Raw genomic sequence first — 15,326 nt, forward strand, 5'->3', positions numbered from 1 at the left:
TGTTGCTATCAGGGGCACTCTCCGAAGAATCCAGCAGGCCGGAACGTATCGATACATATTATATCGATGTCCAGTAATACCATGGTAGCTTCCCGGACGCGGTCCGGGACCACCGTGTCGATGCCCGAGGATCCCATGAAGAAGATCGGTTGGTTCACCACTGCCAGAGGCCCCGGGTCGTTCAATCTCTTCACCATGATGCTGGACCGGTTGAGCGATGGGGACATCGACGCCCGGCTTTCGTTCATTTTCATCAACAGGGACGTCAAGGGCAACGAGTACCGCGCCAAGATTATCGAGATGGCCAAGGAACGGGGCATCCCCGTCATCATCTTTCCCTCGGACGCCTTCATGCCCGAGCTGAAGCAGAAGGATATCGAGGCATGGCGGGACGCCTACGGGGAAAAGGTCAGGGAGCGGATATCCAAGTACGACATGGACTTCGGGGTCCTGGCCGGCTACATGTTGATCATCGACCCCGAGACCTGCCGGCGGTTCCCGCTGATCAACCTCCACCCCGCTCTGCCGGACACCTACAAGGGTACCTGGGAGGAGATAGTGGGGCAGGTGGTCGAGAACAACGACGCCGAATACGGCTCGACCGTGCACATCTGCAGCCCCGAGCTGGACCGCGGGCCCATCATCGCCTATGACTCCTTCGACATCGGGCCGCTGAGGAAGGGCGAGCAGTCCAAGGAGGACTTCGTCAAGAGCATCCGCGCCGAGGAGGTCAGGAGAGAGGCCCCGCTGCTCATGGAGACCATCAAGATGCTGGTCGACGGCGAGATGGTGATGAGGGGCGGCGTCCTTTATGACAGGGACGGCCGGAAGGTCGACAAGCTCCTATGGCTCGGCGACAGGATAGAGTGAGGCGCGAGGCCCGCTCACTCCGGGCCGATGCTCTCCTGGCGGGGGGATCCTTTTGCGGAGATCACATCGTCGATGCGGATTATCATTATGGCGGCCTCGGCGGCCGAGCTTATGATCTGCCGGTTGGCCCTCATCGGTTCCAGCACGTTCTCCCTTCGCATGTCCGATGCTTTGCCGGTGAGCAAGTTCACCCCGACGTTCACCTTCCCCCCCTGGTGAGCGTTGCGCAGCTCGACGAGCATGTCGATGGGGTCCAGCCCAGCGTTCTCCGCCAGGGTCGCCGGCACCACCTCCAGCGCATCGGCGAACGCGGACACCACCATCTGCTCCCTGCCGCCCACCGAGTCTGCATAGTCCCGCAGCCTCATCGAAAGCTCCACTGCGGTGGAGCCGCCGCCCGTGACCGCCTGTCCGTCCTCGACGGCCAGCCTGACGACGTTCAGGGCATCGTCCAATGAGCGGTCCACCTCGTCCACCACATGGGCGGTGCCCCCGCGGAGCAGCAGCGCGACCGCTTTGGGGTCCTTGCACCCGGTGACGAAGGTGAGCTCGCCGTCCTCGACCTTCCTAGCCTCGACGGACCTTGCACTTCCCAGGTCCCCGGGCTCCAGCTCGCTGGGCCGGTCCACGATGTTGGCCCCGGTGGCCTTGGACAGCTTCTCCAGGTCCGGCGCCTTTACGTTCTGCACCGCCACGACACCCTCCTTGACCAGGATGTTCTGGATGCGGTCGTCGATGGCCTTCTGCGAGATGACCACGTTGGCCCCGGCCCTCCTCAGCCGGCCGGCCATCCGCCTAAGGGAGGCTTCCTCCTCTTCCAGGAAGGCCCGGCGCTGCGAGGTCTCGGTGATCTTGATCTCGGCGGAGACCTCGGTCTTCCTGACCTCCAGTGCCGAGCTCAGGAGGGCGATCTTGGCATCCTTCACCGCTTTTGGCATCGAGCGAAGGGCCGGGCCCCTGTCCAGGATGACGCCCTGCACTAGCTCGGAACTCTCCATCGAGCCGCCCTGCCTCTTCACGATCTGGATATTGCCCAGGTCCACCGACCGGCGGTTCCCGACGACCTCCGCGACCGCTCCTACCGCCTTCACAGCCAGGTCCGCCAGGTGCTCCCTCGAGCCCGTGACCGCCTTGCTCATCATCGCAGTCATGGCGACCTTACTGAGCGCCGCGGTGTCGTCCGTGGCCGTGGCGATGCCGAGCGTTCCCAGGACCTCAATGGCCCTCTCCGAGGCCATCCTGTACCCGCTGGCGATCACGGTCGGGTGGATGTTGGAGTCGATGAGGCCGATGGCCTTCTTTAGCAGCTCGCCCGCCAGCACCGCGGCGGTGGTGGTGCCATCCCCGGCCTCCTCGTCAAGGGTCCTGGCGACCTCCACCATCATCCTGGCGGCGGGGTGCTGGACGTCCATCTCTTTCAGGATGGTGATGCCATCATTGGTGATGATGACGTCCCCGGCGGAGCTGATCATCATCTTGTCCATTCCTCGCGGGCCCAGGGTGCTCTTGACCGCGTCGGCCACGGTCATGGCGGCCCTGATGTTGTCGTACTGCGCGTCCTTTCCCTGCTCCCTCTTGGTGCCTTCCTCGAACAGCAATATGGGGGTTCCACCCATGCCCATTTCCAGTCCTCCTCCTGTCCGGTCTAGACGGCACGATCAGTGCGGTCTCCCCGGCGATGATCCGTCGTGAGCGGCCGGACGCGGTCCCCCGTCTGCGGACTACAATGCCTATCTGTCACTGGCGGTTCTTGATGGTTCCGCCCTTCCGCGGAGCAGGGACCCGGAGAGGGCCATGCTCCGTTATATCTCATCAGAATAGACCATCGCCCTCAGCAGGTCGGCAAGACGGACCTTCTCCTCCCGCTTCATGGCGTTGATGTCCTGCCCGATGAAGGCACGGTATCTCCTGACCCGGTCGAGGGTGCGATGGTAGCGGTCCAGGTCCTTCAGGAGGTGGTCCATCTCTATGGCCTCGGCCTGTATGTGCAGCAATGACCTGGCGTCGGTGCTGACCCCGCCGTGAGAGAGGTCGGAGAGCCTCTGGCATACCTCCCTCAGATCTTTCTTCCACATCTCCACGTGGTCCTCCACGCGATGGTAGATCTCAAGATCGCCCACCATCCACTCCCCTACCAGCCTGATCTCGTCGGGGTCGAGGAGCTCGTTCAGCTTCAGCTTCCTGATTACGAGCAGCGCTTTTTCCCGGTACAGGTCCTGATAGCTCTCCCGGGCCCAGTTCCTCAGTCGGTCCACGGGAAGGGGGCGGGGGGCCGAGCCTTCAGAGCCAAGGTCGTTGAGCAGATGGGTGACGTTGGAGCACAATTCGGCGATCAGACCTTCGATATCTCGGAGCATGGATGGATGGGGAAGGAACGCTGGCATTTTTCACTAACCGATGAGAAGAATGGAGGGAGGGGGAATTATATAGGACGGCCGGGCCAGAGGGTCATACTTCCCTCATTTTCCACCTTACGATCCGGTGATACCATTATTATGCCGGACGAAGATACAAATTCTGCCCAAAGAGGAGGAGTTTGCATGAAAGTGCTAGTAGTGTACGATACGGTGTCGGCAGCGAAGGTGACCGGCAAGGTCGCGGAGCTGGTGGTGTCGGGGCTTAAGGAGAGCGGAACGGCGGTGGACTCGTACTTTGTCGAGGACGCCGGGAAGGCCAACGTCAAGGACTATGACTGCCTCGTAGTGGGCGCGCCCACCATGGCCTGGAGGCCGTCCAAGAGGATGAAGGAATACCTGGCCGGGCTCAAGGGGAGCGACTTCTCGGGAAAGCTCGCGGCGACCTTCGACACCCAGTTCGAGTCCAGCGTGAGCGGCAACGCCAACAAGCACATGGAGAAGGGCCTGACCGAGATGGGCTTCAGGATCGCCGCTCCGCCGCTGATATCTTATGTGGCTAACGAGGAGAAGCTCCCCAAGTTGAAAGCCGGGGAGGAAGAGAAGGCCCTGGCCTGGGGCAGGGAGCTGGCGAAAGCGCTGCCAAAGTAACAGCAGGGAGATCGGCCGCATCGCCTCATTCGGGCTCGTGGGTACGGGACGTCACGCCGGTGAAGCGTTCTGACGGCCTTCCCCATCCCTCGCAGCATCGCTCCGAGGTCTGGAAGCGCATTGGAAAAGAGGCGACAAGATAATAATGCGGCATTGCATGGTCCCAGGGACCAAGGCCATGGATGCCACCGCTGAAGAAAGTTCTCGCGAGGTCCGGACCGATGACAGGCCGGCCGTAATGTCCGATAATCGCAGGGAGATATTGGCCGGGGCCACCACGTTCATGACCATGGCCTACATCATAATCGTCAACCCGATCATCCTGTCGGCCGCGGGCATGCCCTTCGGACCGACCATGGTCGCGACCATCATCGTCGCGGGGGTGGCGACCCTGGCCTGCGGGCTTTATGCCAAGAAGCCTTTCGCCATGGCCCCATACATGGGCGAGAACGCCTTCTTCGCCTACGCGGTGGTGCTCGGGCTCGGGGTCACCTGGAACGCCGCCCTCGGCGCGGTGTTCATCGCCGGCCTGCTGTTCCTCCTGATCTCCGTTTCCGGATGGAGGAAGACCCTTCTGGACTCCATCCCCCCGTTCCTGTCCGCGGCGTGGGGGGTGGCGCTCGGCCTGTTCCTCCTGTTCATCGGGCTGGCCAACGCCGGCATCGCCGTCCCGGGGTCGCCGGGAGCGCCGGTGCAGATCGGCGACCTGGCCCGTCCGGAGATCGCCCTGGTCTTCATCGGCATCGCCGTGACCCTGTTCCTCCACCTGAAGAAGGTGCCCGGTTCCATCCTGATAGGCATGGGCGCAATGCTGGCCCTGGGCTTCCTGCTGGGAGGGCTGGGCATCGGGACCGATCTCCCCTCCTCGGTGCCGTCGCCGTTCGGCCCCATCCCCGACTGGGGCGAGGTGCTGTTCCAGCTGGACATAGCCGGGGCGCTGAACCTCACCCTGCTGCCGGTGATCCTGGTCATGTTCATGATGGACTTCTTTGACACCGCCGGCACCATCCTGGGACTGGGCTCCAAGGCCGGTATGCTGGACGAGAAGGGGAGGATGTCCGGTATCGACAGGGTCATGCAGGTGGACGCCGCATCCACGGTGGTGGGCGGACTGTTCGGGACCAGCACCGCCGGGACGTTCGTGGAGTCGGCGTCGGGGCTGGAGCAGGGCGGGCGGACGGGGAAGACGGCCGTGGTGGCCGGGCTGCTGTTCCTGTCCATGCTCGCGCTGACCCCGTTCTTCGGGGGCATCCCCACGGGATTCCTGGGCATCGTGGCCGCCCCGGCGCTGGTGGTGGTCGGCATAAGCATGATGACCCCCATCAAGAAGATCGACTTCGACGACATGCCCCAGGCCATCACGGTGGTCCTCACCATCGCCTTCATGCTGTTCACCTTCAACATCGGGTTCGGCCTGGCCATTGGGCTGATAGCTTATCCGCTGGCCATGGTGGCATCGGGGAGAAAGAGCGAGCTGAACCGCACCATCTGGCTGCTCTTCGCGCTTGGATTGATGTTGTTCGCGGTGTATCCCTACTGAGGGGACGGAGACCGCTGCCTCATCACGGGACGGGCCATGCGTTGAATACGCAACGGTCATCTGAGGAGCCGCAGCGCGTTAAGTATGACCAGAAGCGCGCCGGACTCGTTGATGAACAACCCAAGCGTGAGGCTCAGGAACCCTAACAGAGCTGCCGGGATCAGGAAGGAGATTATGGCCAGCGATGCTCCGATGTTCTGCTTGATGTTCCTGGTCGCCCTCTTGCTCAGCTTTAGCATGAAAGGCAGCTTCGAAAGGTCGTCCGACATGAGGACGATGTCCCCGGTCTCTATGGCGATGTCCGTACCGGCTGCGCCCATCGCGATGCCGATGTCTGCCGTGGCCAGCGCGGGAGCGTCGTTGACCCCGTCGCCCACCATGGCCACGTGCCCATATTTTTCCTTGAGCTTTTTCAAGGCATCCACCTTCGCTTCGGGCAATAACTGTGCGAGATATTCGTCGACCCCGACCGATGAGGCGATGGCCTTTGCCGCCTCCTCGTTGTCCCCAGTGAGCATCACCACCCTAAGGCCCGACCTCTTGAGGTCAGCGATCACCTGCGGTACCTCGGGCCTTATCCGGTCGGCCACCGCGATAACACCGACCGCTCCTTCCCTGGAACCGAGTACGACCGCCGTTTTGCCCTCCTTCTGCAAACGGGAGATGACGTCCTGCGCCCCGGCCAGAGGTACGCCCATCTTCTGGAATAACCTTGGATCTCCCAGGTAATATTCGGTGCCGTTCATCCACGCCATGACCCCCAGCCCGGAGATCGACTCGAAATGCTCCATATGCTCAAGGTCCAGAGGCCCGTTCTCCCTTGCCCTCCTGACTATGGCCTCGGCGATGGGGTGCTCCGAACGGGATTCGATGGCGCCCACGATGGCCAGGATCTCCTCTTCCGAGTACCCATCGGTGACGACTATGTCCGTCACGCTCGGCCTCCCTATGGTAAGGGTCCCGGTCTTGTCGAAAGCGATTGCTCTGACGGACTGCGCCGACTCGATGTAGGCCCCACCCCTGAACAGTATTCCATTCCTCGCCGCCTTGGCCGTACTGGACACTATGCCGACCGGAACGGACAGGGCCAGGCCGCAAGAGCAGGAGACGACGAAGACGGTAAGCCCTCGATAGATCGAAGATTCCAGGTCTGCACCGAAAAATGCCGGCGGGACCGTGGCCACGGCCACACCGAGCAGGAACATGGCGGGGGTGTAGTATTTGCTGAACTTCTCGGCGAACCTCTGATATGTGGTCTTTTTCGCCTGGGCCTCTTCGACCGCATGAATGATCTTGACCAAGGTGGTATCATTCGACGCCTTGGCCACGGAGACCTCAACGGAGCCTTTCTGGTTGATGGTCCCGGCGAAAACCTCGTCCCCCTGCTTCTTCTCCACAGGTACCGATTCGCCGGTGATGGTCGATTGGTCGATGAACGAGGTCCCGGATATGACGGTGCCATCGACAGGGACCTTCACCCCAGGCCGCACGATGGCCACATCCCCGACCTTGATCTCGCTGACCGGCAAGGTGACCTCGCAGCCATCCCTGCGGATCAACGCTTCCTTGGGCGCCAGCTCCACCAGTGCCCGCACGGCCCCTCTCGCCCGGTCCACCGCATAGGTCTCCAATACGTCACCCAACGAGTATACGAACACCAGGATCGCCGCTTCCTCCCAAAGGCCCAGCAGGATGGCCCCTATCGCCCCGACGACCATCAGCATGCGTATGTTCAGGGTCAGGGTCCTCAAGCCCATAATCCCCATCTTGGCGGGGAAGTAGATGCCTACCAGGATCGCCGCCCCCCATACGATCTGGGTCGAACCCTGGGGAAAATGGAGCAGCTCCATCAGCAATGCTATGACCACCAGAGTTCCGCATATTGACAAGGAGATTATCTGTATGCGTTCCCTCCACGTCTTTGCGGGCTTTTCTTCCACCGACCGGACAGGGGACGATTTAAGGCCGGTCTCGGCGATGGCCTTGATGATGCTTTGCACCGAGGTCAGGGCCGGATCGTAGGAGAGGTCCGCCTGTTGGGAAACCAGATTTATCTCGATCTTGTCGACCCCATTGATCGATTTCAGTTTTTTCCTCAGCATCTCGGACTCGTTGGCGCAGCACATTCCCTCCACCCTTAGGCGCAAAGGCCGACCGGAGCTTTCGAGCCCTACCGAGTAGCCCAGCCTTGTTATGGCCTCCTCCACTTTCGAAAAATCGAATCCCGGGGTGTCCGCGGCGACCAGCAGCCTGCGGGTCGCGGGCGACAGGTGGGTGCTCTTCACTCCCGGAACCATCATTGCTGCTGCCTCTATCTCGGATGCCGCCCCTGCGCGGTCCGAACCGCTTACGTAGAACTCTTTCTCGACCTGCTGGTTAGAGGCTACTAATATCGAGTCGGCGCTGATCATCTTGTCCCCGTTAACGCACTTATGATATTCGCACTGGCTGAGTTGATGCCAGCCTTTTTTTTCTACTTTTCACCCTATGCTGCGCGGTCGGCGCAATCCGGCCTTTCCGGCCCAGGGGGTTCATGATTAGTTCCCCTTCCGGTACATACGGTTGAATGACTGTTCAATCGTATGGACAGGGAATACTTGAATGTTTGCTCAACTGTTTTGAGTATTGAGAGGGGATACGGGCCTAGGCGGGATCGCATCGGGGCATGGTGCTGATCACCAGGGAACACGAACGGGGGTGCCCCGCCCTCCATCTCGAATTTGCTGGCCCATTGACATTAGTAGAAAGATGCAAAAAAAGAAAAATGAAAGGCGTTCGTCCCGCCCCATTCACTCGTGGTTAAGGTGGGCCAGGGCCAATCTGACGATGTCGGTCACATGCTGATCGTCCAAACTGTAGTACACGTTCTTTCCTTCGCGCCTGAACTTCACCAGCTTCGCGTCCCTTAATGTCCTGAGCTGATGGGACACAGCGGACCTGGTCGTGCCGAGCACAGCCGCCAGTTCGCACCCGCACAATTCTGATTCGTTCAAGGCCCACATGATGCGGATGCGGGTCGGGTCACCGATTATCTTGAATATCGCGGAGAGGCCGTTTACTTCAGAAGCGGGCAGCATGGCCCGATCGACCTTCTCTATAACATCGTGGGGGACGGTCTCGCAGGAACATGTGACGGCTTTGCGCCTCATTCATTGCCTCTCCTTGGGGATTGACAATGCATTGTCATTGATTAATGGTTGTGCCAGGGAACGTCAGCAGGGCCGACGCGGACCGATCGATGGCAACACCCCTGATGAAACCGCCAAAAACTTGCGCATTTGCCGCGGGGTCAGTTGCTCCCGGTCCAGCGGCTAAACAGAAACAGATAACGGCTTGTCAATGACACTATGGTTAACAAAATGAACGCGGCGAACAGAATACCGTAGACTAAACTATCCTGGAACACCAACGTGAGAAGCACCATCATGAACAGGGCCCCGCCATAGTACTTCCCGACCGGGTCGTAGACCGGCCCCCAGAGCCTCGAGGTCGCTAGGAACTGCAAGAACATGGCGATCACGATCAGCACTGTCCAGAACGGGTACGTGCCGTTGACAGTGAACGCGACCAGCGCCGCCGTGACCACCAGGAAATCGGCGAAGGCGTCGAAGTACGCCCCCGCGGACGAGGTTGCGTTGAGCTTCCTGGCAACATAGCCATCCAGTACGTCGGTGAGGCACAGGAGCAGGAGGATGAGCAGCGAGGCCTCCCGGAACTCTCTGATGATAGTGTACGAGAACAGCGGCACAGCCAGGACCCTGGACGTGGTGATCGCTGACGGCACGAAGCCATAGCTCGCCCTGTAGCCGGCTATGAGGTCCCCATCCCTGAAAGCTATTTTTCTCCCCGCCCGTGTCAGTCGGCGCTCGATGAGGTCGAGCTCCTCGGCACCATGACTTAACTATCGATTAGCGATACGGCAGGGACTATTTTAGGATTGCATCCATGTTTTCAGGAGAAGCATATGTGCACCAAACACGCTAGAAGGGGCGGCCAAAAGTTCGGCCATTAGAGTGGTGAAGGCTCCTGCCAGGGAGCGACTCAAATAATACTGGTAATCCACTTTCCCATAAGTTTCTTTAGTTAGGTTAGATGCCCGCTGATACATCGTCTGCGGCTATTCATCCCCATACAGATGAGGCAGAGTCCGCTCGTCGCCAGGGAGCCTTAGCGGAACGTAGGGGAACGGTTCCCAGCCCCTACCGGGACCTAACCTGGCGCACTGGGGCCAATGCCTATCATGCTTTGTCGCTACCAGGATTGATGCTCTGCTGAAGCGGCTACGCTGTGGTAAATATATCGCCATAAACGGGCGAAGGTTGCTTTTCACTGGTTCATAGAGTCTCGTTTTCATGGTCAGGATATTGAGCGGGTTGATCGGCCGCAATTCTAGGAGAATGGATAGGTCCTGTTTCAAAACTCATCAGTGTGTTAGAGCAGACGTTTCTATCTGCAGCGGTAGCGAGGCGATCATGATAACGACCAGATACGCCTTAGATGCGCATGATTATATACCACCGACCTGCCGCTTCAGACAACAAAAGATTGATCGAGAGGTAATGATTAAACCACTGTCGAACGATGCGTCCAGCCCATATTTCGACCGGAGCGCGAGTTTTGCAACAGAGACGTCCGATCAATAAGCTAGCGCCTATCCATGCCGATATAAAACTAAACACTAGACTAAGCCCTTTCAGTTGCTAACTGCGGGCGCTCTCCGAGAATATTCCGAACTCTCCACCTGTTCCAGCATGAACCAGGCCAGGTCCGCACGCGAGATGGTCGACCCAACGGCCTTGTGCCCCAAGTAGCCTGCACGCACCTTCTTGGAGAGGGGCTTATCGTTCAGCAAAGGTATCCTGTCAGAGTCCAATCAATGTTGGAACCGCTCACCAACTGGCCGATGCGGACGATCTCGGCATAGTTGCCGGGATAGCTCCGCTTTACCATGCCCACCATGAGCTTGGAGCGAAGGTCCCCGTGGTCATTGGAGTCAGGAGAGCTTATCGTGGACAGCAGGACCAGCCTGCTCACGTCGCATTCCCCCATCGCGGACAGCATGTTGCCCACGCCGTCGCTCAGGGCGGTATCGCGCACCGGACCGGCGGGCCCTAGGGCGCTGATGATGCAATCAGCTCCCAGTACGGCCACCTTCATGGCGTCCCTGTCGCTCAGCTCTCCCGGCACCACGGTCAGATGGGGGTGTGTAAAATCAATCTTCTGGGGGTTGCGGGCATAGGCTGTCACCGCATATCCGCGACCCAATGCTTGACGGACAATCTCCTGTCCTGTTCTCCCCGTTGAACCAAACACCGTGAGTCTCATTTAGTCTTCCTTCAGGCATGCTTTCACTGGTAAAATGCTCTCTTTTCCTGCCGCTGAAGGTCAAAACATCATTGTTTTGGGGGTGACGCCCTTCGGATATTCCTCTTCGCCATCCAGCTTTTTTACATATGCATCATACCACATATCCGCGATTACGTCTGGATCGTTCACCGCACCTGTCCCGGCCTTTATCAATACTCCCAATGGGCGGTGTACCACTAGGATCCCTCTAGGAGACAATGCGGCATGAAGATTGGCGACATAGTTGCGCAATCCCGCCATAGATATGCCGACGTTACTCAGCATAGGGATGGGATACATTGCGGATAGCCCGCTGGTAAAAAGCAAGGCCCCCTCACCGCGCTCCACCATATCTGGAACGATACTGTTTACCACATTAATCGCGCCTATCACTACATTCTCAAAATATTCTCTCGTGTTTTCCGCAGTCACCTCCAATGCAGTGGCGGGCATAGTGCCTCTTGATGCTGGGCTAAACTCCATGACATCAATCCGACCATATTTTGCTTTTATATCGGACACGGCTTTTTGCATCTGATCTTTGTTACTGACATCAGCAATAAAGTAGGAAGCTTCGATCCCTTTCTCCTTCAACCCAGCTGTCATTGATTGAAGATTTTCGGCATTGCGTGCCACCAGCGCGATTTGAAAGCCCTCTTCACCGAAACGCTTGGCAAGAGACAGCCCCAGCCCTTTACCAGCACCCGCTATGACCATCGTTTTCATGATATTGCACCCCTCGATTTTTTAAGGCGACTTTACTTGAAGGAGTTACTTTATAATATAAATTACGTTACTTAACTATACTTAGTAAATAATAATATACTTACTATAATCAATTAAAAACACTTTAGGATAAAAGGTCTGAGAGCATGGAGCGCCATAGCGAGTGTGCAAAAGCAGTCAAACAGATAATGGACATCCTCGGAGGCAAATGGTCGTTTGTTATAATGGGGGAATTGCATTCGGGACCAAAACGTTTTAACGAACTGAGTAAGACCTTGGGGATCAGTACAAAATCCCTTTCAGACGCCTTGAAGAGCCTTGAATCCAACGGGATCGTTATACGTATCGTGCATCCCACTTCCCCAATCAGAGTGGAGTATGGCCTAACAGAGAAAGGACGTGACTTCGAACAGGTCTTTTTCGCCATGGTCAAATGGGGGATGAAATGGCTTAAGGAGGATGAAAAATAAGGCCCTCTTCAACTTGCACGGTCTTCCAAGAGTGGCCGTGAACGATCTCCTCCCGACGTTCTCTCGCTTGTTGGACGGGTCCGGGTGGTGGAACTGGATGAAGGGTCCGAACAGCGAGCTCCGGCCGGTCGGCCAGATAAAGAGGGAAAGGGTTTGAGCGGGTCGAGATAAAAACCATTTTAATTGAACCGAAAATAAGAATGTCTGGATAAGTGGTTGAGTGCTCCTGCCGGGATTCGAACCCGGGTATCGGACTCGAAAGGCCCGAATGATTGGCCGGACTACACTACAGGAGCGTGTGGCATGTTCGATAAGGAAAGTAGTACTTAACTCTTATCCAGATGGGGCGCGGCGTGCATCGACGTCCAATATGGACCGGGGCTCCCTATCGAACGCCCCTGCATCGGCCTGTGATGCTTATCTAACCCGGCGTCCAATCATGCGGTGGAATGGCCGATGCCGACGTCTTCTACTCCGCCCTGATACTGTGCCTGCTTCCGGCCGCAGGGTATCTCCTCGGAGGCGCCATAGCCGAGGGCATAAGTGTCTCCAAGAGGGCGCTCAGCATGGCCCTGCACGGGACCGCCGGCATCATCGTCTCCATCGTCTCGGTGGAGCTGTTGCCGCTCATCCTCCAGGAGGAGCACGCCGCCATCACCATCACATTCATGGCCATGGGAGGGATCGGCTTCCTGGCGCTGGACAGCGTCACCAGCCACGTCAGCTATCGGGTGGGCGGCCGGACCGGGGAGGGTCCCGGGGGACCGTGGCCCCTGTACGTGGGCGTAGCCTTGGAGCTGTTCACCGACGGCCTGCTGATCGGCACGGGCACTATCCTCTCCATGTCGCTGGCCCTGGTTCTGGCGATCGGCCAGATGATCAGTAACATCCCCGAAGGCCTGGCGACCATGATCTCGTTCCGGAGCTTCGGGACCAACAAGAGGTCCCGCGAGGTCATCCTGCTGACCCTGGCCCTCCCCATATTCCTCGGTGTGACCCTGGGCTACTGGGGACTTCGCGGACAGCCGGAGATCTACCAGCTATGCATCATCGCGTTCGCCGCAGGGCTGCTCCTCACCCTCATTGCGGAGGAGATCGTTCCCGAGGCCCATAGGGGGGAGAGGGACTCCAGGATCAATGTGCTCATCCTGATCGGATCGTTCTTCCTGTTCAACCTGGCGTCACTCTACATCGGATGATCGGGAAAAGAGTGGGGGTTTGGTAGCGAGCTTTTGGTTCGAAGGAGGCGGTCCGCTCAGCCCTTGACCCTGAGGGGCTGGCCGCAGCATTCGAACACGCAGTTCTCGACACAGCCGCACGAGCTTGACGGGGGCGACGGCCCGCACTCGCTGCACTCGGTGACTACCTTGAGCTCGAGGCCGCATTCTCCGCACACATACGTCTGGCCCATCTTCATGTCGCTGCAATTGGTCATGCACGATACCTCTGCGGCGACCACGGACCTTGCTGATGTTATACCTTGTCGAGAGCAATCCTTGGGATGAGGCGCCGAGGCCGACGCTATGGCGAACCACCCTGCCCGGGTCCGGGGGCGGCGGCTCCCGGCCGGGACCGTCCTCCAGCTCCGGGGATTGCTGGAACAGGGCCGCGAACGGAAACCTTGAATAATAGATGGGTTTATGTCATGGGTTGTCGGTCCGACCTAGCTATGGCGCCAGGCGTGTAACACGTCTGCGGCCGATCGTTCATCTGGAGGCTTCACTTGAGCTCATACGATTCCGAAGAAGTAAATGAGGAGATTACCCGGTGCCCGTTCCCCAACCGCAAGGAGGGGGAGATGTTTGGGGTGGCGGACCAGCTTTTGGGCGCTTCTCGCATCAAGGTAATGTGCGAGGACGGCACTTCCCGCATGGGCCGCATTCCGGGAAAGATCCGCAAGAGGATGTGGATCAGGGAGGGCGACCTGCTCATCGTAAAACCGTGGGAGTTCCAGGCCGACAAGGCGGACATCATGTACCGCTACACCAAGACCCAGGCGAGCTATCTCCACCGCCGCAGGGCCATTCCTAAGAACCTCGACGTGTTCTGAGCGTTATGCCCGAGAAAGAAGCCTACGCCCAGCTCGAACATAAGATAATGGCCCTCCGGGAGAACTCCCGGACCGGGGACGAGCGAAAGACGCTGGACGAGGTCTTCGACCGCGATACCATTCTGGGCATTTACAAGCTCATGACCGACGGCGTCGTGGACACCATCGAGTACCCCGTGTCCACGGGCAAAGAAGGCAACGTGTTCGCCGCCAAGGACTACGACGGGAAGCTGGTGGCCCTCAAAATATATAGGACGTCGAACGCCACCTTCAACCGCATCTCCAGGTACATCGAGGGGGACAAGCGGTTCCGGGGCATCGCCGGCTCCAAGAGAAAGATCATCATGGCCTGGGCCAGCAAGGAGTTCCGCAACCTCCAGCGGCTGAAGGATGCGGGGGTGAACGTGCCCACGCCCATACGCTTCCACCGCAACATGGTGGTGATGAAGTACATCGGCACCAAGAACGGGCCCGCCCCGACCCTAAGGAACGTGGTGCTGGAAGATCCGCAGGCTGTCTACGAGACCGTCATCGAGTACATGCGCCTGGCGTACCAGGAGGCGGAGCTGGTGCACGCCGACCTCAGCGAGTACAACATCCTTTACTACCGGAAGAAGCCGGTCATCATCGACGTGGGCCAGGCGGTGCTGACGGAGCACGTCAACGCCAAGGACTTCCTCAAACGCGATATAGAGAACATTAACCGATACTTTAGGAGCCTTGAGGTTGATATTATGGACAAGGAAGAGGTCTTCCAGACCGTGACGGGGGCACCAAAATGAGACTCATGCGCATACCAAAGGAGCGCGTCGGCGCGCTCATTGGCACTGATGGCGAGACCAAGGATCTCATCGAGAGGCGCGCCGGCGTCAAGTTGCAGATAGACACCGAGGGCGAGGTCAACATCGAGGAGAACCCCCAGGACCCCCTGGCCGCGCTCAAGACCATGGACCTGGTGAAAGCGATCGGGAGAGGCTTCTCCCCCCAGCGGGCCATCAGGTTGCTGGACGACGACGAGTACCTCGAGATCATAGAACTGGGTGACTTCATCGGCAAGAAGTCGGACCAGCTCTCCAGGGTAAGGTCCCGGCTAATCGGGACGAACGGCAAGACCAGGAGGATCATCGAGGATCTGACGGGGGCGCACATGTCCATCTACGGGAGCACCGTTTCGCTCATCGGCAACTCCGTCCAGCTGCCGGTGGCCAAGACCGCGGTGGAGATGATCCTGCGCGGCAGCGAGCACGCCACGGTGTACCGGTACCTGGAGAGGTCGAGGGCCACCCTGCGCATCGCCGAGATGGGCTTCGACGTCTGAA

17 protein-coding genes and 1 tRNA gene are annotated in these 15,326 nt (G+C 58.9%); 9 read left to right on the forward strand and 9 right to left on the reverse strand.

The window, feature by feature from the left end; all coding sequences use genetic code 11:
* The first annotated feature begins 81 nt into the window (after positions 1-81).
* Positions 82-870, forward strand: coding sequence for a phosphoribosylglycinamide formyltransferase (gene purN, locus WYS_RS09465; RefSeq protein WP_019177929.1), 789 nt, complete (start codon positions 82-84; stop codon positions 868-870).
* Between the two features lie 14 nt (positions 871-884).
* On the opposite strand, the gene thsA is transcribed toward purN, so the two are convergent.
* Together thsA and WYS_RS09475 are read right to left on the reverse strand one after the other, a co-directional pair.
* On the reverse strand, positions 885-2,492 hold the full coding sequence (gene thsA, locus WYS_RS09470; RefSeq protein ID WP_019177930.1) for a thermosome subunit alpha: 1,608 nt from the start codon (positions 2,490-2,492) through the stop codon (positions 885-887).
* A 180-nt stretch (positions 2,493-2,672) separates the two neighbouring features.
* The gene (locus WYS_RS09475; protein ID WP_019177931.1) at positions 2,673-3,227 is read right to left on the reverse strand and encodes a hypothetical protein; all 555 of its coding nucleotides are present in this window, start codon (positions 3,225-3,227) and stop codon (positions 2,673-2,675) included.
* A 183-nt stretch (positions 3,228-3,410) separates the two neighbouring features.
* On the opposite strand from WYS_RS09475, the gene WYS_RS09480 reads away from it, so the two are divergent.
* Positions 3,411-3,875, forward strand: coding sequence for a flavodoxin family protein (locus WYS_RS09480; protein ID WP_019177932.1), 465 nt, complete (start codon positions 3,411-3,413; stop codon positions 3,873-3,875).
* Between the two features lie 157 nt (positions 3,876-4,032).
* The gene (locus tag WYS_RS14940; protein ID WP_019177933.1) at positions 4,033-5,415 is read left to right on the forward strand and encodes an NCS2 family permease; all 1,383 of its coding nucleotides are present in this window, start codon (positions 4,033-4,035) and stop codon (positions 5,413-5,415) included.
* Positions 5,416-5,471: 56 nt separating this feature from the next.
* On the opposite strand, the gene WYS_RS09490 is transcribed toward WYS_RS14940, so the two are convergent.
* The 5 genes from WYS_RS09490 to WYS_RS09510 form a co-directional block, all read right to left on the reverse strand.
* Positions 5,472-7,826: a heavy metal translocating P-type ATPase gene (locus WYS_RS09490; protein WP_019177934.1), complete on the reverse strand. Its 2,355-nt coding sequence runs from the start codon at positions 7,824-7,826 to the stop codon at positions 5,472-5,474.
* Between the two features lie 378 nt (positions 7,827-8,204).
* Complete coding sequence (locus tag WYS_RS09495; protein ID WP_019177935.1) at positions 8,205-8,564, reverse strand: ArsR/SmtB family transcription factor; 360 nt, start codon at positions 8,562-8,564, stop codon at positions 8,205-8,207.
* 140 nt (positions 8,565-8,704) lie between these two features.
* Positions 8,705-9,199, reverse strand: coding sequence for a CDP-alcohol phosphatidyltransferase family protein (locus tag WYS_RS14945; protein ID WP_019177936.1), 495 nt, complete (start codon positions 9,197-9,199; stop codon positions 8,705-8,707).
* A 1,061-nt stretch (positions 9,200-10,260) separates the two neighbouring features.
* The gene (locus WYS_RS09505) at positions 10,261-10,740 is read right to left on the reverse strand and encodes an NAD(P)-dependent oxidoreductase (RefSeq protein ID WP_081579939.1); all 480 of its coding nucleotides are present in this window, start codon (positions 10,738-10,740) and stop codon (positions 10,261-10,263) included.
* A gap of 60 nt (positions 10,741-10,800) precedes the next feature.
* Positions 10,801-11,487, reverse strand: a complete 687-nt coding sequence (locus WYS_RS09510) for an SDR family NAD(P)-dependent oxidoreductase (protein ID WP_019177939.1) — start codon at positions 11,485-11,487, stop codon at positions 10,801-10,803.
* 146 nt (positions 11,488-11,633) lie between these two features.
* Between WYS_RS09510 and WYS_RS09515 the strand changes: the two genes are divergently transcribed.
* On the forward strand, positions 11,634-11,957 hold the full coding sequence (locus WYS_RS09515; protein WP_019177940.1) for a winged helix-turn-helix transcriptional regulator: 324 nt from the start codon (positions 11,634-11,636) through the stop codon (positions 11,955-11,957).
* Positions 11,947-12,114 (forward strand): hypothetical protein, encoded by a 168-nt coding sequence (locus WYS_RS16095; RefSeq protein WP_019177941.1) that lies wholly within the window; start codon positions 11,947-11,949, stop codon positions 12,112-12,114. The genes WYS_RS09515 and WYS_RS16095 overlap by 11 nt, the downstream gene beginning before the upstream one ends.
* Positions 12,115-12,178: 64 nt before the next feature.
* Here WYS_RS16095 and WYS_RS09525 read toward each other — a convergent pair.
* Positions 12,179-12,253: transfer RNA gene (locus WYS_RS09525), tRNA-Glu, on the reverse strand.
* 153 nt (positions 12,254-12,406) lie between these two features.
* Here WYS_RS09525 and WYS_RS09530 point away from each other — a divergent pair.
* Positions 12,407-13,156 carry a ZIP family metal transporter gene (locus WYS_RS09530; RefSeq protein ID WP_019177942.1) on the forward strand — a complete coding sequence of 250 codons (750 nt, stop codon included), beginning with the start codon at positions 12,407-12,409 and terminating at the stop codon, positions 13,154-13,156.
* Positions 13,157-13,212: 56 nt separating this feature from the next.
* On the opposite strand, the gene WYS_RS09535 is transcribed toward WYS_RS09530, so the two are convergent.
* A complete protein-coding gene (locus WYS_RS09535) occupies positions 13,213-13,392 on the reverse strand; it encodes a hypothetical protein (RefSeq protein WP_019177943.1) in 180 nt (59 codons plus the stop codon).
* Between the two features lie 288 nt (positions 13,393-13,680).
* On the opposite strand from WYS_RS09535, the gene eif1A reads away from it, so the two are divergent.
* From eif1A to WYS_RS09550, 3 genes are read left to right on the forward strand one after another with little or no spacing between them, the layout of a single operon-like run.
* The gene (gene eif1A, locus WYS_RS09540; RefSeq protein ID WP_019177944.1) at positions 13,681-14,007 is read left to right on the forward strand and encodes a translation initiation factor eIF-1A; all 327 of its coding nucleotides are present in this window, start codon (positions 13,681-13,683) and stop codon (positions 14,005-14,007) included.
* A 5-nt stretch (positions 14,008-14,012) separates the two neighbouring features.
* Positions 14,013-14,789 carry a serine protein kinase RIO gene (locus WYS_RS09545; protein ID WP_019177945.1) on the forward strand — a complete coding sequence of 259 codons (777 nt, stop codon included), beginning with the start codon at positions 14,013-14,015 and terminating at the stop codon, positions 14,787-14,789.
* Entirely contained in the window at positions 14,786-15,325 is a 540-nt protein-coding gene (locus WYS_RS09550; RefSeq protein ID WP_026068991.1) for a KH domain-containing protein, read from the forward strand. The genes WYS_RS09545 and WYS_RS09550 overlap by 4 nt, the downstream gene beginning before the upstream one ends.
* Position 15,326: the final 1 nt, after the last annotated feature.

Origin of the sequence: Methanomassiliicoccus luminyensis B10, assembly GCF_000308215.1 — an archaeon.
Taxonomy (GTDB): domain Archaea; phylum Thermoplasmatota; class Thermoplasmata; order Methanomassiliicoccales; family Methanomassiliicoccaceae; genus Methanomassiliicoccus; species Methanomassiliicoccus luminyensis.